The organism is Exiguobacterium sp. SH1S1, assembly GCF_004337245.1.
Classification (GTDB): domain Bacteria; phylum Bacillota; class Bacilli; order Exiguobacteriales; family Exiguobacteriaceae; genus Exiguobacterium; species Exiguobacterium aurantiacum_A.
In genome coordinates this window covers 82,817-103,576 of record NZ_SJUZ01000001.1, presented here as the reverse complement: position 1 = coordinate 103,576, position 20,760 = coordinate 82,817, and the positions used below count along the sequence as shown (strand labels likewise).

The 20,760-nt window shown below is 53.1% G+C and carries 20 protein-coding genes; 17 read left to right on the top strand and 3 right to left on the bottom strand.

The genetic code is table 11. The features are described from left to right. Window positions 1-31 precede the first annotated feature (31 nt). The 3 genes from EVJ23_RS00535 to EVJ23_RS00525 all read left to right on the top strand — a co-directional run bounded on the left by EVJ23_RS00535 (window position 32) and on the right by EVJ23_RS00525 (window position 3,896). Complete coding sequence (locus EVJ23_RS00535) at window positions 32-265, top strand: YneF family protein (RefSeq protein WP_070327147.1); 234 nt, start codon at window positions 32-34, stop codon at window positions 263-265. A gap of 123 nt (window positions 266-388) precedes the next feature. Then, window positions 389-2,143, top strand: a complete 1,755-nt coding sequence (locus EVJ23_RS00530) for an ABC transporter transmembrane domain-containing protein (protein WP_070327148.1) — start codon at window positions 389-391, stop codon at window positions 2,141-2,143. Next, on the top strand, window positions 2,133-3,896 hold the full coding sequence (locus tag EVJ23_RS00525) for an ABC transporter ATP-binding protein (RefSeq protein WP_131463633.1): 1,764 nt from the start codon (window positions 2,133-2,135) through the stop codon (window positions 3,894-3,896). The genes EVJ23_RS00530 and EVJ23_RS00525 overlap by 11 nt, the downstream gene beginning before the upstream one ends. A gap of 80 nt (window positions 3,897-3,976) precedes the next feature. On the opposite strand, the gene EVJ23_RS00520 is transcribed toward EVJ23_RS00525, so the two are convergent. Continuing rightward, entirely contained in the window at window positions 3,977-4,156 is a 180-nt protein-coding gene (locus EVJ23_RS00520) for an aspartyl-phosphate phosphatase Spo0E family protein (protein ID WP_070327150.1), read from the bottom strand. Between the two features lie 189 nt (window positions 4,157-4,345). On the opposite strand from EVJ23_RS00520, the gene EVJ23_RS00515 reads away from it, so the two are divergent. Together EVJ23_RS00515 and EVJ23_RS00510 are read left to right on the top strand one after the other, a co-directional pair. Next, window positions 4,346-5,044, top strand: a complete 699-nt coding sequence (locus EVJ23_RS00515; RefSeq protein WP_016510637.1) for a cytochrome c biogenesis CcdA family protein — start codon at window positions 4,346-4,348, stop codon at window positions 5,042-5,044. A gap of 13 nt (window positions 5,045-5,057) precedes the next feature. Beyond that, on the top strand, window positions 5,058-5,516 hold the full coding sequence (locus EVJ23_RS00510; RefSeq protein ID WP_174545499.1) for a CcdC family protein: 459 nt from the start codon (window positions 5,058-5,060) through the stop codon (window positions 5,514-5,516). 45 nt (window positions 5,517-5,561) lie between these two features. Here EVJ23_RS00510 and EVJ23_RS00505 read toward each other — a convergent pair whose 3' ends face one another. Then, the gene (locus EVJ23_RS00505) at window positions 5,562-5,993 is read right to left on the bottom strand and encodes a DUF2621 family protein (RefSeq protein ID WP_070327153.1); all 432 of its coding nucleotides are present in this window, start codon (window positions 5,991-5,993) and stop codon (window positions 5,562-5,564) included. A 180-nt stretch (window positions 5,994-6,173) separates the two neighbouring features. Here EVJ23_RS00505 and EVJ23_RS00500 point away from each other — a divergent pair, with 180 nt between their 5' ends. The 12 genes from EVJ23_RS00500 to EVJ23_RS00445 all read left to right on the top strand — a co-directional run bounded on the left by EVJ23_RS00500 (window position 6,174) and on the right by EVJ23_RS00445 (window position 20,506). Next, window positions 6,174-7,769: a peptide chain release factor 3 gene (locus tag EVJ23_RS00500; protein ID WP_131458805.1), complete on the top strand. Its 1,596-nt coding sequence runs from the start codon at window positions 6,174-6,176 to the stop codon at window positions 7,767-7,769. 201 nt (window positions 7,770-7,970) lie between these two features. Then, window positions 7,971-10,685 (top strand): aconitate hydratase AcnA, encoded by a 2,715-nt coding sequence (gene acnA, locus EVJ23_RS00495; RefSeq protein WP_131463631.1) that lies wholly within the window; start codon window positions 7,971-7,973, stop codon window positions 10,683-10,685. A gap of 106 nt (window positions 10,686-10,791) precedes the next feature. Then, window positions 10,792-11,280, top strand: a complete 489-nt coding sequence (locus tag EVJ23_RS00490) for a DUF3939 domain-containing protein (RefSeq protein ID WP_131463629.1) — start codon at window positions 10,792-10,794, stop codon at window positions 11,278-11,280. A gap of 127 nt (window positions 11,281-11,407) precedes the next feature. Beyond that, entirely contained in the window at window positions 11,408-12,973 is a 1,566-nt protein-coding gene (locus EVJ23_RS00485) for a BCCT family transporter (RefSeq protein WP_131463627.1), read from the top strand. 103 nt (window positions 12,974-13,076) lie between these two features. Then, window positions 13,077-13,766, top strand: coding sequence for a hypothetical protein (locus EVJ23_RS00480; protein ID WP_071397622.1), 690 nt, complete (start codon window positions 13,077-13,079; stop codon window positions 13,764-13,766). Window positions 13,767-13,823: 57 nt separating this feature from the next. After that, window positions 13,824-16,085: an AAA family ATPase gene (locus EVJ23_RS00475; protein ID WP_131463625.1), complete on the top strand. Its 2,262-nt coding sequence runs from the start codon at window positions 13,824-13,826 to the stop codon at window positions 16,083-16,085. 30 nt (window positions 16,086-16,115) lie between these two features. Next, window positions 16,116-16,535: an acyl-CoA thioesterase gene (locus EVJ23_RS00470; protein WP_071397620.1), complete on the top strand. Its 420-nt coding sequence runs from the start codon at window positions 16,116-16,118 to the stop codon at window positions 16,533-16,535. Between the two features lie 76 nt (window positions 16,536-16,611). Further along, on the top strand, window positions 16,612-17,496 hold the full coding sequence (locus EVJ23_RS00465; protein ID WP_236633377.1) for a M15 family metallopeptidase: 885 nt from the start codon (window positions 16,612-16,614) through the stop codon (window positions 17,494-17,496). Window positions 17,497-17,507: 11 nt separating this feature from the next. After that, window positions 17,508-18,122: a glycerol-3-phosphate 1-O-acyltransferase PlsY gene (plsY, locus tag EVJ23_RS00460; RefSeq protein ID WP_370251742.1), complete on the top strand. Its 615-nt coding sequence runs from the start codon at window positions 17,508-17,510 to the stop codon at window positions 18,120-18,122. Window positions 18,123-18,347: 225 nt separating this feature from the next. Beyond that, window positions 18,348-19,118, top strand: coding sequence for a DeoR/GlpR family DNA-binding transcription regulator (locus EVJ23_RS00455; protein ID WP_131439717.1), 771 nt, complete (start codon window positions 18,348-18,350; stop codon window positions 19,116-19,118). An 18-nt stretch (window positions 19,119-19,136) separates the two neighbouring features. Then, window positions 19,137-19,799: a copper homeostasis protein CutC gene (locus tag EVJ23_RS00450; RefSeq protein WP_131463621.1), complete on the top strand. Its 663-nt coding sequence runs from the start codon at window positions 19,137-19,139 to the stop codon at window positions 19,797-19,799. 59 nt (window positions 19,800-19,858) lie between these two features. Next, window positions 19,859-20,506: a DUF975 family protein gene (locus tag EVJ23_RS00445; protein ID WP_070327163.1), complete on the top strand. Its 648-nt coding sequence runs from the start codon at window positions 19,859-19,861 to the stop codon at window positions 20,504-20,506. Between the two features lie 22 nt (window positions 20,507-20,528). Here the strand turns inward: EVJ23_RS00445 and EVJ23_RS00440 are convergent, their stop codons facing one another. Then, window positions 20,529-20,750 carry a DUF2188 domain-containing protein gene (locus EVJ23_RS00440; protein ID WP_370454204.1) on the bottom strand — a complete coding sequence of 74 codons (222 nt, stop codon included), beginning with the start codon at window positions 20,748-20,750 and terminating at the stop codon, window positions 20,529-20,531. Window positions 20,751-20,760: the final 10 nt, after the last annotated feature.

The following is a 20,760-nucleotide window of genomic DNA, read 5'->3' as shown; positions in this document are numbered from 1 at the left end:
CGATGTTTCATATGGTAGAGGAGGTAAAACCTTGAGTACATTTATTTGGATTCTTCTTGTCGTGGCAGCACTTATCGGGGGTATCGCGATCGGGTTCTTCATCGCTCGTAAATACATGATGAACTACCTTGAACAGAACCCACCAATCAACGAAGACATGATTCGTACGTTAATGATGCAGATGGGTCAAAAGCCGTCACAGAAAAAAGTCAACCAAGTGATGCGTGCCATGAACGTTCAAGCGAAGAACGAAAAAAAATCATAATGAGTCACCGAAGCACTTCGCACCCGCGAAGTGCTTTTTTTATTCATCTTTTGTTCGACAATCGAACAAACTTTCGCTACCATAAATGAATAGTCTTATTTCAAGATATAGGGGGCGTTTCAGATTCGTGTATTTAAACAATTAGCTTGGTTCTTCAGGCTCGAATGGCGGACGTATGCAGTCGGTATCGTCTTGCTCATGTTTGTCGCCGCACTCGAGCTCATACCGCCGCGCATCATCGGCCGAGTCATCGATGGGATGAACCAAGGTTCGCTCGAAGCGGACTTGCTGTGGATGCTGTTAGGAGGCCTTGCGGCTGTCGGGATCGGAAACTATGTGGCGCGCTTTTTTTGGCGCTATTTCATTTTCGGGGCCTCGATCCGGCTCGGACGCTTGCTCCGGAGCCAACTGTATCGTCACTTCACGGATTTGGATCAACGGTTTTATAAAAAGTCGCGTGTCGGCGATTTGATGGCGCACGCGACGAACGATGTCCAGGCTGTCTCGACGACGGCGGGGGCGGGTATTTTGACGCTCGTCGACAGTGTGACGATGGGTACGTTCGTCATCATCACGATGGTGACGACGATCAGCTGGAAGCTGACGGTCGTCGCTTTACTACCGCTGCCGATCATGGTCATTTTGACGACGCGATATGGAAAGATGCTCCATAGCCGGTTCGGTGTCGCCCAAGCGGCATTTTCCGAATTGAATGACAAGGTTCAGGAGAGTGTGAGTGGGGTTCGCGTCTTGAAATCGACCGGGGAAGTCGACCACGACGTCGAATCGTTCGAGAAGTTGTCAGATGAAGTCATGGCAAAAAACGTCCGTGTCGCTAAAATTGACGCCTTGTACGACCCGACAATCTTCGGGATCGTCGGATTATCTTACATATTGTCGATCGGCTACGGGGCCTACTTGATTGAACAAGGCGAGCTCACGATCGGTCAAATCGTCAGTTTTACCGCTTATCTTAGTCTGCTCACTTGGCCGATGCTCGCCTTCGGTTGGTTGTTCAATATCGTCGAACGTGGTCGGGCTTCGTACGACCGGATCGAGCGCATGCTCGCCATCAAGCCGGAGATCCAAGACGATCCGATGGCGGCGACGAAACTGGATCATTCCGAGCTCGAGGCGGATATCGGTTCGTTCCGTTATGACGATACGACCGTGCTGCGTGATGTCACGTTCCGGATCGAGCGTGGCAAAACACTCGGGATTGTCGGTCGGACCGGTTCTGGTAAGACGACGATCGTTCGATTGTTGACCCGTGAATATGACGTGACCGACGGTAAAATCAAAATCGGCGGCGTCAATGTTCGTCAAGTCAAAAAATCACTTCTACTAGATAAAGTCGCCCTCGTCCCGCAAGACCACTTCCTGTTCTCGGATTCGATTGCGAGCAATATCGCCTTCGGAAAACCGGAAGCAAAAATGGATGAGATCATGGAGGCTGCCAAAATCGCCGAAGTGCATGACGACATCTTACGGTTGCCGGAAGGGTATGCTACGCTCGTCGGGGAACGCGGCGTAACGCTCTCGGGGGGACAGAAGCAACGTATCTCGATTGCCCGGGCGCTTATGATCGAGGCCGATCTATTAATCCTTGATGACGCGTTGTCCGCCGTCGATGCGAAGACGGAAGAAGCCATCATCGAACATTTCCGTGTCGGCAATCCGGAGCAATCTCGATTGATCGTCGCCCACCGTCTGTCGGCAGTGGAGCATGCCGATGAGATTCTCGTACTCGCTGATGGCCAAGTCATTCAGCGAGGCCGACACAACGATCTCATCCGAGAACCGGGCTGGTACAAAGAAACGTACGACCGCCAACAACTTGAGGCGATCGTGGAAGGAGGGGGCCACCATGAAGCATGATATTCAAGAATGGGCGGTCATCAAGCGGTTATTGGCCTATACGAAACGATACGGCCGGCCGCTCAGCCTCGCCTTCGTCTTTTTGCTTCTTGCGACGGGAGCGAAGCTTGCCGGACCGTTTTTAATCAAAGTGTTCATCGATGAGTTCGTGACACCGGGCGTCTATCCGACGAATTGGGTCGTCACGCTGCTCGTCGTCTATATGGTGTTACACATCTCAGCCGTCATCTTCGACTATTTACAATCGATTGCGTTTCAGAAGATCGCCCTTAAAATCGTCCAAAATATTCGAATGGACATCTTCCGCCATGTGATGGGGCTGCGTCTCGCCTATTTCGACCGGACGCCGGCGGGTGTGCTCGTCTCCCGGATCACGAACGACACGGAAGCGGTGAAAGAGTTGTACGTCGGCGTGATGAGCACGTTCGTCCAGTCGGGCGTTCAATTGCTCGGGACGTACATCTTCCTGTACATTTTAGAGCCGACGCTCGCCACGATCGGGCTCGTCCTCCTCCCGTTGTTTTGGCTCATCATTTGGGCGTATCGCCGGTACTCGACTAAATACTTTGCCCAAGTCCGTGATTTGTTATCGCAACTGAACGCGCAGTTGAGCGAGTCGATCAACGGTATGGGTATCGTTCAACAATTCCGTCAAGAAGAGCGTCTCGTCCGTCAGTTCGAAGCGACGAACGAGGCGCATCAAGAAGCGCGCTTCAAGAACTTGAAGCTCGATAGTATGTTGCTCCGCCCGATCATCGAGCTGTTGCTTGCGTTCTCGATCATCGGTTTGCTCGGCTACTATGGCTTCCTGTCGATGACGGAACAAGTTCAAGTCGGGGTCGTCTATGCGTTCATCAGTTACATCGAGCGCATTTTCCGCCCCGTGCTCGATATCATGCAACGGCTGAGTGAGTTCCAACAAGCGGTCGTCTCGGCAGACCGCGTCTTCAAAGTGCTCGACACCGATGAACCGGCGCCAGGAAAAAGTCTCTCTGGCGAGGCAGCGATCGAGGCAGGAGAAGTTCGGTTTGACGATGTCACGTTCAGTTATGACGGGGAAGTCGATGTTTTGAAGAACATCTCGTTCGTTGCCAAGCCTGGTGAGACGGTCGCGCTCGTCGGTCACACGGGGAGCGGGAAAAGCTCGATCATCAACTTGCTCACTCGGTTTTATCCGTATGAAGGGGGACGGATCACCATCGACGGACACCCACTCGAGCAGTTCGAAGAAGTGGAACTTCGCGATAAGATCGGTCTCGTCTTACAAGACCCGTTCCTGTTCAGCGGCACGATCGAAGATAATTTAAAATTGTTCAACCCGACAGTTGATTCCGATAAAGTACGCCAGTCGGCGGAGTTTGTCCAAGCCAATACGTTCATCGAAAAACTCGAGACGGGGTATGGTCACACAGTCGGCGAACGGGGAGCGACGTTCTCGAGCGGGGAACGGCAGTTGCTCGCCTTCGCCCGAACGGTCGCCCGTGATCCGAAAATCCTGATCTTGGACGAGGCGACGAGCTCGATCGACACGGAGACGGAGGAGCGGGTACAGTTCGCCCTCGACCGGATGCGTCGTGGACGAACGACGATCGCAATCGCCCACCGCTTGTCGACGATACAGGATGCCGACTTGATTCTTGTCTTACATCGCGGCGAGATCGTCGAACGGGGCAATCATCAGGCCTTATTGAAGCATGATGGATTGTACAAAAAAATGTACGAGTTACAATCAGGACAACGTCTGATGTCATAATTTGCAAAGGACACCCGTAGGGGTGTCCTTTTTCCATGGAAAAAGCTCGCCACTAGAAAGTGACGAGCTGGAGTTGATGATCAATTTAAGTTGTCTGCTAGGTGTTTCGAGAGGACGTGAGACGTGATTAACGTGTCTAGCTCTTGGCTGACATGAATCACTTCTGGAGACGTCCAACTGTACTGCGAGGCGATTTCATACAGTTCATCGCGTTTTTGTTCAATGGCATAGTGTAAGGTTTCAGCTGTGATGACCGCCACGGTATTTCCCCCATCATATTAAAATAGAACCTGGTGAAGTAGAATATCCAAATCTTAGCATTCAACACTACACATCACAAGTTACATTTCCATTTCAATGATTACAAAATCGGACGAAGTGGACGGAGAAAAGATGCGAGCATTTTGAAATGGTTTTCGCTATAATGGGGCTGAAAGGTGGAAAAACGCATGGAAGTCACTTTATGGCTCGCTTTTGGGGCGGGCGTCTTGTCTTTTTTATCACCGTGTACGCTGCCGCTCTATCCGGTCTTTTTGTCGTATATCACAGGGGTATCTGTCTCTGACTTGAAAAGCGAAGGGCTCCGGCAACGGACGGCTTGGTTTCATACGTTCTCATTCTTATTCGGATTCTCAATCGTCTTTCTCGTCCTCGGTTTATCAACTTCGTTGATCGCCGACTTCTTCATTCAATTTAAAGATAGTCTACGCATGTTCGGGGCAATCCTTATTTTTGTGTTCGGGGTCTTTTTAGCGGGGCTATGGCAACCGCGCTTCATGATGCGCGAAAAGAAACTCGCACTTGGAGAACGGAAGAGCGGGTATTTTGGGACCGTGTTGATCGGAATCGGGTTCGCAGCCGGATGGACGCCGTGCACAGGACCGATTCTCGCCGGGGTGATCGCACTGGCTGCGTCTAACCCGAGCCAAGGCATGGGGTATATGCTCGCTTACGTCATCGGGTTCTCGATCCCGTTTCTCGTCATGGCCGGTTTCGTCGGCAAAATCAAATATTTGGCGCGCAACAGCGCGAAAGTAACAAAGTTCGGAGGCTATTTGATGATGGCTTTCGGAGTCGTATTATATTTTGATGGAATGAACCGCTTCGCTGCCTGGATGAGCGAACTAGTGGGATTCACCGGATTCTAAAGGGGCTGACCATATGTCGATATTTTGGGGATCGACTCTCGTCGCACTGCTGATGGGGGTCATCGCGAGTTTCGTTCGCGTGAAGGCATCGGCCCGACCGACGAATGCGAAAAAAATCTTGATTCCACCGCTCGCGATGTCGACGGGCATGCTTCAATTTTTAGTGCCGGCTTTTCGTCTGACATGGCTCGAAGTCGGTGAGGCGCTTGTCGTAGGCTTGATTTTTAGTATCTTTTTGATCAAGACGTCCAATTTTGAAAAACGTGATGGTGAGGTTTATTTATCCCGCTCGAAAGCGTTTTTCATCGTCGTCTTCGCCTTACTCGCGATCAGGACGGTCATGAAAGCGTTCCTCGGCGATGAGGTCAACATTTTCGCGACGGGCGGCTTGTTCTATTTGATCGCCTGGGGCATGATCGTGCCGTGGCGGATCGCCATGTATCAAAAATATAAGCGCATCGCGACGACATAAACAACGGCATACCTCGAGCGAGGTATGCCGTTGTTTTTCGAATCTTCACTGTTGGAAATAACGTTTATAAGTCATCCAATCGATTTGCTCTTCTTCGAGCGCTTTCTTCAAAAACTTGTGGTCCCGCTTCGGTGTGGCGGCGATATATCCTTTGACGACGAGTTCCGTCGTCATCACTTTCGCTCTCGATTCGAGCGCGAACTGTCCGATCTTGCCGGCGATCTTGCGAATGGCGACATCGCGGAACAGCTCAGGCACTGGTGTGACGAGCCGATCGAGTAGCGTCCGTGTCTCGGGCGTCCACAGGTGGCGTGTCTTCGCGATGTAATCGTCCTCGATATCTAGGAGAGAGCGGCCGTCTTCTTTTGGCATCCGTTTTAAAAACTTACGGAACATGAAGTATCCGCCGATCGTCATCAACCCGATCATCACAAATCCCCAGAAGACAATGAAATACATCATCAAGTTTTCTGGCATCGTCTTTCCCCCGTTCTTTCATTTCACAATCATTCAAGCTTAGTATACAAAAAAGACCGCGAATACAAAAGCATGAGCATCCTATAATGATGGACGAAACGACACCATTTCGTTAGAATAGAGAGCGTTGCAGTCAGAAATGAGAATGAAGTTGAAAGTCTGGAAGGGAAAGGACAATATATGAACCAATTAAAACAAGAAGTAGAGAAACGCCGCATTTTCGGCATCATCTCCCACCCGGATGCCGGTAAGACGACACTCACGGAGAAATTGCTCTTACACGGGGGAGCGATCCGCGAGGCGGGGACGGTCAAAGCCCGCAAAAACTCAAAACACGCCAAGTCCGATTGGATGGAGATCGAGAAACAACGGGGCATCTCTGTCACGTCGTCTGTCATGCAGTTCGTCTATCGCGACAAGGTCGTCTCGATCATGGACACGCCGGGTCACAACGACTTCGGAGAAGACACGTACCGCGTCTTGACGTCTGTCGACAGCGCGGTCATGGTCATCGATGCCGCCAAAGGGATCGAGACACAGACGAAGAAATTATTCCAAGTCTGTCGTATGCGTGGTATCCCGATCTTCACGTTCATGAACAAGTTGGACCGTCAGGCGAAAGATCCGCTCGAGCTCATGGAAGAACTTGAAGAAGTGCTCGGTATGCCTTCGGTCGCCGTCACATGGCCAATCGGCAGCGGGATGCAGTTCGAAGGTGTGTTCGATCGTATCAAGAACGAGATCCACTTGTTCCGTGGCGAGAAAGGCAAGCTCACGTTGAACGAGGACGGGGTCAACGATCCTGTGCTCGCCGACTACTTGACAGAAGAAAACTTGACGAACTTGCGCGACGAGATCGACCTGTTAGACGGTGCCGGCAACGACATCGACGTCGAGGCGATCCAATCAGGTAAGCTGACACCTGTCTTCTTCGGTACGGCGCTCGTCGACTTCGGGGTGACGTCTTTCTTAGACCACTACCTCGATATGTCGCCGGCCCCAGAGGCCCGTAAATCGAACGTCGGTCCGATCGACCCGACGTCTGAAGACTTCAGTGGTTTCGTCTTCAAGATTCAAGCGAACATGAACCCGGCCCACCGTGACCGCATCGCCTTCGTCCGCATCTGTTCGGGTGTGTTCGAACGGGGAATGGACGTCACGTTGACGCGGACCGGCAAGAAAATCAAACTGAGTCAATCGACGCAGTTGATGGCCAACGACCGGGAGACTGTCGATAAGGCGTTTGCCGGTGACGTCATCGGGATCTACGATTCTGGGACGTACCAAATCGGTGACACGATCACGACGTCGAAGCAAAAGATCGCGTTCGAGGCGTTGCCGACGTTCCCGCCGGAATTGTTCATGCGCGTCTCGCCGATCAACTCGCTCAAGTCGAAACACTTCCACAAAGGTGTCGAGCAACTCGCCCAAGAAGGAGCGATCCAAGTGTACCGCAACGAGTATAACGAGATTTATCTCGGCGCGGTCGGTCAACTCCAGTTCGAGGTGTTCGAATATCGTCTCAATAACGAGTACGGGGTCGACATCCGGATGGAGCCGGTATCGTACAGTGTCGCTCGCTGGGTGAAAGACAAAGAATTGAAGGCGCTCAAGCCGTTCCAAGACTCACGGAACATGCTCGTGACCGACCGTTGGGAACGCCCTGTGTTCTTGTTCGCCAACGAGTTCACGTTTGACCGTTTCAAAGAACGCTATGAAGATGAGTTGACGCTCGTCGACGCACTCGATGTCAATGTCGAGATCGGTGCCGAATAAGCTAGATTGTAAAGACGGCCTTAGATGGCCGTCTTTTTTTCGTGTTTTGAGACGATCGGAGCAATTGATAAGTTTTACTTATGACTAATTTGTGACGGAATGTATTTTACGTCACGCTATAGTTGTATTATGATAAACATGTGATAAGTAAGCGATTACGGCAACTGCTGTGGTCGTCGCTTTCAAAAAGGGGGAAATTGTATGGAACAGACGAACGTAGTAGACGCTTTTTCATCTCGGACACAGTTCGAGGTCAACGGACAAGCTTACGATTATTACCGGCTTAAAAAGTTAGAGGAAGATGGGGTGACGGAACTCAGCCGCCTCCCGTATTCGATTCGCGTCTTGCTCGAATCAGTTTTGCGTCAACAAGACGGTCGTGCCATCACGAAAGAACACGTCGAGAACTTGGCAAAATGGGGTACTGCCGGAGTCTCGAAAGACATTGACGTACCGTTCAAACCGGCTCGCGTCGTCTTGCAAGACTTTACGGGTGTCCCGACTGTCGTCGACCTCGCTTCACTTCGTAAAGCGATGGCTGACCTTGGTGGCGACCCGAACAAGATCAACCCGGAAATCCCGGTCGATCTCGTCGTCGACCACTCGGTCCAAGTCGATGCCTACGGATTCGCCGGCGCGCTCATGAAAAACATGGACATCGAGTTCGAGCGGAACGAAGAGCGTTACAAATTCTTGCGTTGGGCTCAGACTGCGTTTGACAACTACCGTGCCGTACCACCGGCGACGGGAATCGTTCACCAAGTCAACCTCGAGTACTTGGCGTCGGTCGTGCTTGAAAAGAATGATGGAACAGGTAATGTCGCGTATCCAGATTCACTCGTCGGAACGGATTCGCACACAACCATGATCAACGGACTCGGTGTCCTCGGCTGGGGCGTCGGCGGAATCGAAGCCGAAGCGAGCATGCTCGGCCAACCGTCATACTTCCCGGTACCAGACGTCGTCGGCGTCAAGATCATCGGTGAGGTCAACCCAGGTGTCACAGCGACAGACGTCGCGCTCGTCGTGACCGAGATGCTTCGTAACGAGAAAGTCGTCGGCAAGTTCGTCGAGTTCTTCGGACCGTCACTCCACACGATGCCGCTCTCTGACCGGGCGACGATCGCCAACATGGCGCCTGAGTACGGGGCGACTTGCGGCTTCTTCCCGGTCGATACGGAAACGTTGAACTACATGCGTACGACAGGTCGCTCAGAAGAGTTGATCGACCTCGTCGAGGCCTACTCGAAAGCGAACGACATGTTCTACACACCTGATCAAGCCGATCCGGCGTTCACAAAGACGCTCACACTCGACTTGTCTAAAGTAGAACCTTCACTCGCAGGCCCGAAACGTCCGCAAGACCGCATCAACTTGTCTGACTTGCATACGGCGTTCATTGACAGCTTGAGCGCACCGGCCGGACACAGCGGCTTCGGTCTCGACCGTGCCGAGCTCGACAAGAAAGCTGCCATCCATTATGAGGATGGATCGGTCGACATGCAGACGGGTGACGTCGCGATCGCGGCGATCACGAGCTGTACGAACACGTCGAACCCTTACGTCATGGTCGGCGCTGGCCTCGTGGCCAAGAAAGCCGTCGAACGTGGACTCACGGTACCGAAATACGTGAAGACGTCGCTCGCCCCGGGCTCGAAAGTCGTTACTGACTACCTCGATAAAGCCGGACTCACGACGTACCTCGACCAGCTCGGGTTCAACACGGTCGGTTACGGCTGTACGACATGTATCGGGAACTCTGGGCCGCTCGACCGCGAAGTCGAAGAGACGATCACGTCGAACGATCTTCTCGTGTCGTCCGTGCTCTCGGGTAACCGTAACTTCGAAGGCCGCGTCCATCCGCTCGTCAAAGCGAACTTCTTGGCGTCACCGCCACTCGTCGTCGCTTACGCGCTCGCAGGGTCGGTCAACTTCGACATCATGAACGAATCATTCGGGACGGATAAAGACGGCAACGAAGTCTTCTTCAAAGACATCTGGCCGTCAAACGATGAGATCAAGATGGTCGTCCAAGACGTCGTCTCGCCGGAAGCGTTCCGTAAAGAGTACGACACGGTGTTCACAGGCAACGAACGTTGGAACGCGCTCGCCGTCCCAGAAGGTAACTTGTACGACTTCTCGGACGACTCGACGTACATCCAAAACCCGCCGTTCTTCGAAAACCTCGAACCGGAAGCGGGCGTTGTGCTCCCACTTAATGGTCTTCGTGTCATCGGTAAGTTCGCCGATTCGGTTACGACTGACCACATCTCGCCGGCAGGAGCGTTCTCGAAGACGACACCAGCTGGGCAATACCTGCAGTCGAAAGGCGTCGCGCCGCTCGACTTCAACTCATACGGGTCGCGTCGTGGTAACCACGAAGTGATGATGCGCGGTACGTTCGCGAACATCCGTATCCGTAACCAAGTCGCGCCTGGCACAGAAGGCGGATACACGACGTACTGGCCGACAGGTGAGATCATGCCGATGTATGATGCGGCTATGAAATATAAAGAGCAGGGCACAGGCTTGATCGTGCTCGCCGGAAACGACTATGGCATGGGCTCGTCGCGTGACTGGGCAGCCAAAGGTACAAACCTGCTCGGTATTCGTGCCGTCATCGCCCAAAGTTTCGAACGGATTCACCGTTCAAACCTCGTCATGATGGGTGTGTTACCGCTCCAGTTCATGGACGGTGAGTCTGCGGAATCACTCGGACTGACAGGCAAAGAGGCACTCGATATCCAAGTCGATGAGTCGGTACGTCCGCGCGACATCTTGAACGTCACGGCCACGCATGAAAACGGCACGGTGACATCGTTCAAAGTCGTCGCCCGCTTCGACTCGGAAATTGAGATTGACTACTACCGTCACGGCGGGATCCTCCAGATGGTCCTCCGTAACAAATTGAAATAAGCGTCAGACCTTCCTTTGAAAAAAGGAAGGTTTTTTTCGTGAATATGCGAATATAAGGTGAGATGGTCAAAGATAACGGGAAAGGAACGGGGAGAGGGGGGAGTGTATGGAGCGACAAACACGGTCAGGTAAAAATTGGTGGCAGCGTCTGACGCAAAAAGAAGACGTGGTCGAGCAAGAAGTCGATATCACGTTGCCGCAGCTACGAGAAGCCATCCATGAGTATGAACAGACGTTACCGAAAGGGGTCAACCGGACGGTGCTGTTGGACGAGTCCCAAGAGATCGATCTCGGACGTTTGAAACGTCACTTGCCAGGCAAGCCAAGACAGCGGTTTTACATGTCAAAAGAGACGTTCCACATCGCCCCAGAGGACGAGCGTGACGTCGTCTATGAGATGGACCAGGTGCAGCGGGCGCTCGACTTATATTTCGAGCAAGAAAAAAAATTACCGCTACGTAAATTCCAACAGACGGCGCAACTTGATTTGACGCGTCTGCGTGAAGGCGGCTATTTGAAAGTGTTGCCAAAACGGCCCTATTACGTCGTCGATGAGACGTTGATCGTATCGTTAGAACCGAAGTCGACCGAGTGACGAGATTCCATCGTCACTTTTTTCATCGTGACACGAGCGAACACGTTTTCGGGTTGTGCCGAGATTGTAAACTGTGTTAGGGTGGAAAACGTATATGAAAATAAGAAAATTGAATAGGAGTGAGATTATGGAAAGAGAAAGTCGAGTGACGACCGTATTTATCGTATCAGCCATCATTACGGTCCTCTTTACGATTTGGGGAATCTTCCCTGAAAGCTTGCTCGGAAACGCAAGCTTGATCAACGTGACGACGAAACTGCAAGGTTTGCTCTCGAACGGGATGGGCTGGTTCTACCTGCTCAGCGCGACCGGGATTTTACTCGTCGCGATTTTTTTAATCTTTTCGCGCTTCGGGTCGATTCGGCTCGGAAAAGATACAGACCGACCAGATTTTGGATATTTGACATGGTTCGCCATGCTGTTCAGTGCCGGGATGGGAATTGGTCTCATCTTCTGGGGAGCGGCGGAACCGTTGCTTCACTTCCATGCGCCACCATTCGAGTCGCCGACGCCGGAAGGTGATGCGCGCACGGCGATGCGTTACGCCTTCTTCCATTGGGGCTTCCACCCATGGGCGATTTATGCGATGATCGCTCTCGCCATCGCCTACTCGACGTTCCGCAAAGGGCGTCCGGCGACGATCGGGGAGACGATCGGTTCACTCGTCAATGACCGCTATGAACGTCCGGTCAAACAGACGGTCGACATTTTGGCCGTCGTCGCAACAGCGTTTGGGGTCGCGACGTCACTTGGATTCGGTGCCCAGCAGATTGCCGGTGGGCTTCACTACTTAATTCCAGGCGTACCGAACGCGTTCTCGACGCAGTTGATCATCATCGCCGTCGTGACGGTGCTGTATATGTTCAGTGCCTCGACCGGATTAGATAAAGGGATTCGTATTCTCAGTAACACGAACATCTTCCTAGCCATTGTCTTGCTCGTCGCGACGCTCATCGCCGGACCGAGCGCGTTCATTCTCGACTTGTTCACGCAGACAATCGGGACGTACTTGCAACAATTGCCGACGACGAGCTTCCGAACGGGTGCTTTTGAACCGGTCGAGCGCGAGTGGATCAACGGCTGGACGATCTTCTACTGGGCGTGGTGGATCTCATGGTCACCGTTCGTCGGGACGTTTATCGCCCGTGTCTCAAAAGGTCGGACGATCCGTGAGTTCATCATCGGAATCTTGCTCGTACCGACATCGTTCGGACTGCTTTGGTTCTCTGTCTTCGGCGGATCGGCCATTTGGGCTGATTTGTTCGGTGGAGCGAACTTGATCGACGCGGTCAACGAGATCGGAACGGAAGTCGGGCTGTTCGCCTTGTTCGAGACGTTCGGCGGATTCGGGACGGTACTAAGCATCATTGCCATCTTCTTGATCTCGACGTTCTTCATCACATCAGCCGACTCGGCGACATATGTGCTCGGAATGCTGACGACAGGAGGGAAACTCATCCCACCGATGCGGATCAAGTTGATTTGGGGCTTCATCCAATCATCGATCGCAGCCGTGCTCTTGTATGCGGGTGGTCTCGGCGCGCTTCAAGCCGTCGCGATCCTTGTCGCCTTCCCGTTCATCTTCGTGCTGATTCTGATGATCGTCGCCTTGTTCAAGGACTTGGCCGATGAACCGGACGAACGGGATAAATGGATTGAAATCTATAAGCGTGATGAAGATAAACTTGGATAAAAGTAAGGGGTCTCAGTCGAGGCCCTTTTTTTAGTTGTAAATGTTTTGCATGGCACCCTCGCTAGTGTAGGATAGTAAGTGAAGAATATTGGGAGGGCATGTTATGAAACGAGAAGTGAAAAAGCGGCTCAGTTGGATCATTTTTGCCGGCATCCTCATCGTCGGGGCTCTGCTCGCTTATAATTTTTATTTGGTCACCAACTTGAATGATGATGATGACAATGGTCGTGAGAATCGGACCGAACCGTTCTACACGTCCGTCGAAATCGGCTATGAAGAGAAGAAGTTGCCGGAAAACGGGGAGACGCTCGAAGTTCGCAACTACCTCGTCACGTACGATGAGAACGGACATTTCGTATCCGAGGTCGTATCGGGACCGAACGCCGGTGCCCGGGCCGAATGGGATGGCACGATGTACCGTGAGTTCAATCCGGAAGGCGACGAAACGAACAGTCAAGAGACGAGTTCGGGTGCAGTCGCACCCCATCCGTTCTTGTCGCGGGCGACGAACGAACAGATTCGCAAGTGGCTTGATGACGGGACGTTAGGCACGGGTGAAGGTGACGTCAATATCATCGGTCGGACAGCTCAGGCGTTCGTCAAAACGGAATCCGCCGAGGCGGTACCTGCGGAGTGGGTCGAGAAATACCCATCGATCTTCGACGAAGACGAAAATGAGGAAGCGGTGACGTATTACGTCGATGTGAACGAACGGATCCTGCTCGCTGCCGAGTCACGCAACAACGGGAACTTGTTCCACTCGATTCGCATGACTTCTTTTGAAGCACTATAACCCGACGAGGAGCAGACTGAGACGTCGGCTCCTTTGTCGTCTGAAAGGGAGAACTTTATGAAACAAATCCATTTGGAACAAGTTCAACATGACTTGGAACGGTGGGAACAAGGCGACAAGGTCGATGAAGCGGCGCTCTTGTCCTATGCCCACTGGTCGCGTGCGACAGAGCATAACGACGAGTTGATCCGGACGTTGACACTGCTTTCGACGAGACGGTTGCAGCACAACCAAACGATCGATCCGCTCCTCAATCGCTGGGTGAAGGAACTCGAGTCGCTCGGCGCCTTACCGGCCGAACTGAGAGTCAGCCAACTGAATGAGAAGTTGCGCCGCTTCAGACAATCGCTCCATGTCGACTGGCCGACTCTTCGCGAAGCCGACTACGCCTCGATGAAAGTCCAAATTTTGACCGAATACGAAGCGAAGACGTCCGAACTGCTCGATCAGCTCGATCGGTTACACGACGAAATCGAACGGGCCAAGTCAGATCTGCGGGACTCCGAGTTCAAAGATCAATTGGAGCGTTTGTTCGAGGTCGTCATCGAAGCGATGCAAGAAGTCGCGTCACTCGAAGATGACACCGCGTCACTGCTCGCGTCGATGCAAGGCAACTACTTCAGCCGGGAGGCGTTCCGTCGTTTCGGTGAGCGGGTCGGTCTCGTCAAACAACGGATCGATGCGATTTGCGAGCTGTTGCCGGAACGCCCACGGGAGGTCCGTTCGAGTGCGATCGAGTCGCTCGAGTCGATGATCGGTCTAACGGAAGTGAAGCAGCGGGTAAAAGCGTGGTATCGGTTCTTGTTGTTCCAAAAAGAACGGGACAAGGCCGGCTTCTCGTCGAAACATCAACCATCGCTCCATCTCGTCTTCACAGGGAACCCCGGTACCGGCAAAACGACGCTCGCCCGGCTCATGGCCGAGATCTATTTCGAGCTCGGTCTTCTCGGACGGCCTGATGTTATCGAGGCAGACCGTTCGAGCCTTGTCGGTGCTTTCGTCGGCCAGACGGAAGAACAAGTCATGAATAAAGTCAAGGAAGCCGAAGGGGGCGTCTTGTTCATCGATGAGGCATACGCGCTCAAACGGCAAGATGCGAGCGGGAGCGATTATGGACAATCGGCAATCGACACACTCGTCGCCGCTATGACGAGCGGGGAATATGCCGGAAAGTTCGTCGTCATCCTGGCCGGTTATCCGGAAGAGATGCGCCACTTCTTACTCGCGAATCCAGGACTCAGGTCGCGGTTCCCTGAATCGAACCATTACGAGCTGCCGAACTACAGCGACGAAGAGCTCGTCGCGATCGGTGAGAAAGTGGCCGAGGAGAACAACTATGTGCTGACGACCGATGCCAAGCGCGCCCTCATCGCCCGGATTGACCGGGAACGAGTCGATGCGACGTTCGGGAACGCCCGGACCGTCCATAACATCTTGCTCGATGCGATGTTCAAAAAAGGATCTCGTTTCGGTGCCGACGCCCCGCTCGATGAGATGGCTTTGTTGACAGAGCTCGACTTTGAAGAGGCAACGAGCGAAGATGGCACGGCTCCGACGCTTGATGACATGATCGGGATGGAAGAAGCGAAACGACAGCTTCAGGAGATCGAGGCGTTGATCACGATTCAAAGACGGCGGCGCGAGCTCGGGCTGAAGACGGCTCCGGTCCAACTTCACGCCGCGCTTGTCGGCAACAGCGGTACCGGCAAGACGACGTTTGCGCACGTGTACGCTCAGTTGTTGAAGAAGACTGGCTACTTGAAACGGGGACATTTGAAAGTCGTCAGCCGTGCCGACCTCGTCAGCGGCTACGTCGGACAGACGGCTCAAAAGACGAAAGCAGCCATCCGCGACGCGCTCGGCGGGGTATTGCTGATCGATGAGGCGTACAGTTTGAACGGCGGTCCGAACGACTACGGACGCGAAGCGATCGATACGCTCGTCGACGAGATGCCGAAGCACGGGGAGAACCTCGTCGTCATTTTGGCGGGCTATGAGGCGCCGATGCGCCGGTTGATCGATTCGAACCCAGGACTGAGCAGTAGGATCAAACGAACGATTCAGTTCGACGACTATTCACTCGCCCAACTTTCCCAAATCGCGAACAGCTATGCCGAGAAGTTCGGTTATGCGTTCGGGGACGGTGTCGAAGCCGCACTGGCCGAACGACTGAAGCATGCAGATAAACCGAACGCACGGACAGCGCTGTCGCTCGTCGATGAGGCGATCGCCCGGCAATCGTACCGGCTCATCGCCGAGAACGCCGAAGATAGCGAGTTAAATCAGATTTTAGTAGTAGATATTAATAGTAAGTTATAATATACTGTATACTGAAAAGAGGGCGATTTGATGCATACGATTCAGATTCCTGTACGATACCAAGAGACGGACATGATGGGGATCGTCTATCATGCGAATTATTTAGTCTACCTTGAGATCGCGAGAACCGAGTTGTTACGACAACTCGGAGTGGAATATAAAGACATGGAACAGGCCGGATTCGTGTCGCCGGTGACGAACGTGACGGTCGACTATAAGAAGAGCGTCACGTTCGGAGACACGGTCAACGTGCGCGTCTGGGTCGACAGTTATTCGAAGATCCGTACCGTCTACGGATATGAGTTGACCGACCAAAACAACGATTTGGTCGGGACCGCGAAGACGACGCATGTCGTCGTGAAGCGCGGCGATTTCAAGCCGATCCGGCTCGATCGGGAATTCCCGGCATGGCACAATATGTATTTGAAAGTCTTGAGCCCGGTTCAATAACAGTCGTTCCTTTGTACCGTCAGTGTGGTATCATATCTTGACGGTATTTTTTTGTATGAAGAAAGGGGAAGATCGCATGCGAAAACCATCTATGTTGATGGTGTGCTGCGCCTTGACGCTCACGTTAGTGGGATGTACGACAAGCGAACAAGCTGATCCGAACGAACCGATAGAGCAACCGACCGTGTCTGACACGGAGAAGCCGGCGGAAACGCCGACTGATAACGAGACGGCACCGGCAGAGCCAGCTCCGGAAGCAGAAGAGCCGGCCGAAACGGATAAGGACGAACAACCGGCGACCGAACCAGAGCCGCCGGTCGAGGAAGAACCAGTGGCCGAACCAGACGACCCGAGTCAACCGATCGAATTGAACGGGCAAGCAAACCTTGAGTTGGACGCACTTGTCCTCGTCAATAAACAGATTGCCTTGCCGAGTGATTATCAACCGGCCGATTTGGTGCCGGCGAACATCGATTTCGTCGATTCGGCGACCGGTGAGCGTAGAATGTTGCGTAAAGAAGCGGCCCGTGCCATCGAGTCACTCATGAAGGACGCGAAAGCGACCGGGATTGACTTGAAAGGGACGAGCGCGTTCCGGACGTATGCGTATCAAGTGCAGTTGTTCAACGCCTACGTCGCGCGTGACGGCAAGGAGCAGGCCATGAAGTACTCGGCGCCTCCGGGACACTCTGAGCATCAGACAGGGCTCGCGATCGACGTCTCGAGCGCATCGGTCGGTTATCAACTGACGCAAGAGCTTGAACAGACGACAGAGGGCAAGTGGCTTGCCGACAATGCACACAAGTACGGGTTTATCGTCCGTTACCAACGTGCTTACGAAGCGGAAACCGGTTATATGTATGAACCGTGGCACTTACGATATATCGGGGTAGACCATGCGACGAACGTTCATAAAGCGAACGTTCCGTTCGAGCGCTACCTCGAGCAATTAATGGACTAAGGGGAATTGCGATGCCTTACATGACAGAAGTGATGATCATCATCGTCAGCTATTTGCTCGGCTCGATCCCATTTGCGCTCATCGTCGGAAAGCTCGGTTATCGAGTCGATGTGCGGGAGCATGGGAGCGGGAACTTAGGGACGACAAACACGTTCCGCGTGCTCGGAAAAAAAGCGGGGACGCTCGTATTGTTAGGAGATATGGGAAAAGGGTTGGTCGCGGCGCTGTTGCCGCTCCTGTTCGGGAGCGACATGAGTCTCTTGCTCGCAGGGATTCCAGCCATCATCGGCCACTCGTACCCGATCTTCGCCAAGTTCAAAGGCGGAAAATCGGTCGCGACGAGCGCCGGGATCTTACTCGCGGCGTTCCCATGGTTCTTCTTCGTCGTCGTCGGGACGTTTATCGTGGCGCTCCTCATCTCGAAGATGGTGTCGCTCTCGTCGATGGCGGCGTCAGCCGTCGGACTCGTGACGGTCGTGACGTATAGCGTCATCACGAAAGATTGGTTGCCGCTCATCGTCATCGTGCCGCTCGCCTTGTTCATCATCATCAAGCACCGTACGAACTGGCAACGGATCCGCGCGGGCACCGAACCGAAAGTGCCGCTGTTCCAAAAGAAAAAATAAAGATGTTGCCGAACGGGACCTGTCTATCAGGTTCTGTTCGGTTTTTGTCGTTTGCGACGAAACGATTTCGAACGACCGACCAATTGTTGTGGATTTCCGTGGATTTTTGCTATAAAGAATGAAAAAAGTGTTGGATTTGCCCGTTCTTTACTTTCAGTTTACGTTAAATTTACATCCGTTCGCTAAAATGAGAGAGGAAGTGATTTTTGCGGAGGAGGCAGGCTTGTGTCGTTAATTGGAGAAGAACGTAAACAAAAGATTGTCGAGTGGATCGAGCGGGAAGGTAAAGTGAAGACGAGTGAACTGATCGAACGGTTGAACGTCTCTGGGGAGTCGATTCGCCGCTACTTAGAAGAGCTTGAGAAAGAACATCGCATCAAACGGGTATACGGGGGAGCCGTCTTGCATCAAAGCGTCTCGTTCCAGCCGATGACGATTTCGAACATGGACGGGATTCGTCGCATCGCCTATACGGCGTTTCAACTTGTCGAAGACGACATGCTGCTCTACATCGGGCATGGTGTCGCCCCCGAGCAAGTCGCGTCAAGGCTCCGTGGGCGAAACTTGACGGTCGTCACGCCTTCACTCATGGTCGCGAAAGCGCTATTCGAGCAGCGGGCCAAAGGTGTGTTCACGGGCGATATTCAATTGCTCGGAGGTACGATTGACCCGAAACATCTCGTTACCGTCGGCGAACAAGTGCTTCAACAACTGAAAGCGTACGTGTTCGATATGGCGATCTTGTCTGTCGAAGGGGTCGACGCGACGCTCGGGCTGACGTGTGACGCCCATGGGCTGTCGACTGTGACGCAAGCCGTCATGACGCAGAGCCGCATGTGTTATCTGCTCGCCGACCACACCCAGTTCAATCAACAGAAACGATATCGTGTCTCCGACTTCTCGACGGTGACGACGATTATCTCAGATTTTCCAGAACCGACCGATTGGAAGCGGACGTTGGCCGAACACGAGGTCGAATGGCGTTTCGCTCCATAACTAAAGGAGGAGTCATTTATGATCGAAGTCATCGTCACGACGTTAAACGAAGCGAAAGCAGCGGCACGATACGGAGCGAATCGGCTCGAACTGATTGCCGATATGCGTGCCGGTGGGACGACCCCGAGCTTCGGGACGATCCGTAACGTATTGGAGAACGTCACGATCCCTGTCCACGTCATGATCCGGCCGCATACCGACTCGTTCGTCTACAGCGAAGATGATAGTGAGACGATTTTGGCGGATGTCGGGCTATGCCGTGAGCTCGAGGCCGACGGGATCGTCTTCGGCGCATTGACGGAAGACGGACGAATCGATGAACGGCTGCTCGGCGAGGTCATCAAGCATAAAGGTAACATGGCGCTCACGTTCCACCGGGCGATCGACGAGGCGGCTGATCTCATTCAAGCGCTGGACGTGTTGAACGGATTTCCGGAAGTTGATCAAATTTTGACGTCCGGGGGAGCGGTGACGGCCGTTGAAGGGATCGAACGTCTCGAAGCGATGCGGGACACGGCGACGATGACGATACTGCCTGGAGCCGGGATCACGGCGGACAACGTCGCTCAACTCGTCGCCCGACTCGATGTTCCTTTCGTCCATGTCGGCAACGGCGTTCGGACGGACGGGAGACTCGACGAGGCGAAATTTCAAAACCTGCTCGAGCAAATGACACGCTAAAAACAGTCGGATGACTGTTTTTTTGCTATAATGAAAAAAACGATAATGAAGGTGACGTCATGCAATCAGCAGTCTATAAACAATTTGCGCTCCGGATGTTGTCCGGAAACTGGGGGATCTCACTCCTTGCCGTGCTCTCGACGATGCTCGTTCAAGCGATGATCACGACGCAACTCGATTTGTCATCGACGGACCCGTCCGTCATGCTCGTCTCGATCGGTCTCTTGTACGGTGCGACCGTCTTGCTCGCCCCGCTCGAAATGGGACGAAACTGGATTTTCCTCGACATCGCCAAAGCGGAAAAACCAAGGTTCGGTCTTTTGCTCGAGTCGTTCGGGTCCGTTAAAGACTACGTCCGTGCCGTCACGTATTACGCCGTGTTCTATCTTGGACTGAACGTGCTCATGCTCTTTTTGATCGTCCCGGGCGTTTGGTTTTACTTGACGTATCGAATGGTCCCGTTCATCCTGCGCGATCAGCCCGAACTGACGGCGTTCACGGCGATGCGTGAGAGCCGACGCCTCATGCGCGGGAAAAAACAGATCATGCTCAGGCTGTATGCAAGCTTTATCGGTTGGTACGTGCTTGTCCTCATGACAGGCGGGATCGCCTATATCTTCGTCCAGCCGTATCTTCATACGGCGCTCGGCGGGCTCTACCTTGAAATCAAAGCAGAAAGACAAGCAAACGAAACCACGGCCGGCTGAATCTCAGCCGACCGTGGTTTTTTTATGATCCGTGCCGATCCGTCTTCTGTGGATCGGGCGCATCCTTAAAGTCTTGTCTCTCTTCATTCGTCGCATGTTCATGCCACTTTTTAGCCTGTTCTGTCGCGATCGGTATCGCTTTTTGATCGGAATACCCTTGAGCTATGAGGGCATTGGCGATATCGATCGCTTTCTTTTTGACGAGCGGGTCGAAGTTTTTCAGTGACTCTGGATAATCTTTCATATTCCAAGGC

What these genes read in the sequence shown, in the direction of transcription:
- EVJ23_RS00515 (WP_016510637.1), top strand. Translation starts at nt 4,346, where the DNA reads ATGGAAGTCACTTTATGGCTCGCTTTTGGGGCGGGCGTCTTGTCTTTT.
- EVJ23_RS00450 (WP_131463621.1), top strand. Translation starts at nt 19,137, where the DNA reads ATGATCGAAGTCATCGTCACGACGTTAAACGAAGCGAAAGCAGCGGCA.
- EVJ23_RS00480 (WP_071397622.1), top strand. Translation starts at nt 13,077, where the DNA reads ATGAAACGAGAAGTGAAAAAGCGGCTCAGTTGGATCATTTTTGCCGGC.
- EVJ23_RS00475 (WP_131463625.1), top strand. Translation starts at nt 13,824, where the DNA reads ATGAAACAAATCCATTTGGAACAAGTTCAACATGACTTGGAACGGTGG.
- EVJ23_RS00445 (WP_070327163.1), top strand. Translation starts at nt 19,859, where the DNA reads ATGCAATCAGCAGTCTATAAACAATTTGCGCTCCGGATGTTGTCCGGA.
- EVJ23_RS00525 (WP_131463633.1), top strand. Translation starts at nt 2,133, where the DNA reads ATGAAGCATGATATTCAAGAATGGGCGGTCATCAAGCGGTTATTGGCC.
- EVJ23_RS00485 (WP_131463627.1), top strand. Translation starts at nt 11,408, where the DNA reads ATGGAAAGAGAAAGTCGAGTGACGACCGTATTTATCGTATCAGCCATC.
- EVJ23_RS00440 (WP_370454204.1), bottom strand. Translation starts at nt 20,750, where the DNA reads ATGAAAGATTATCCAGAGTCACTGAAAAACTTCGACCCGCTCGTCAAA.
- EVJ23_RS00465 (WP_236633377.1), top strand. Translation starts at nt 16,612, where the DNA reads ATGCGAAAACCATCTATGTTGATGGTGTGCTGCGCCTTGACGCTCACG.
- acnA (WP_131463631.1), top strand. Translation starts at nt 7,971, where the DNA reads ATGGAACAGACGAACGTAGTAGACGCTTTTTCATCTCGGACACAGTTC.
- EVJ23_RS00510 (WP_174545499.1), top strand. Translation starts at nt 5,058, where the DNA reads ATGTCGATATTTTGGGGATCGACTCTCGTCGCACTGCTGATGGGGGTC.
- plsY (WP_370251742.1), top strand. Translation starts at nt 17,508, where the DNA reads ATGCCTTACATGACAGAAGTGATGATCATCATCGTCAGCTATTTGCTC.
- EVJ23_RS00470 (WP_071397620.1), top strand. Translation starts at nt 16,116, where the DNA reads ATGCATACGATTCAGATTCCTGTACGATACCAAGAGACGGACATGATG.
- EVJ23_RS00505 (WP_070327153.1), bottom strand. Translation starts at nt 5,993, where the DNA reads ATGCCAGAAAACTTGATGATGTATTTCATTGTCTTCTGGGGATTTGTG.
- EVJ23_RS00500 (WP_131458805.1), top strand. Translation starts at nt 6,174, where the DNA reads ATGAACCAATTAAAACAAGAAGTAGAGAAACGCCGCATTTTCGGCATC.
- EVJ23_RS00490 (WP_131463629.1), top strand. Translation starts at nt 10,792, where the DNA reads ATGGAGCGACAAACACGGTCAGGTAAAAATTGGTGGCAGCGTCTGACG.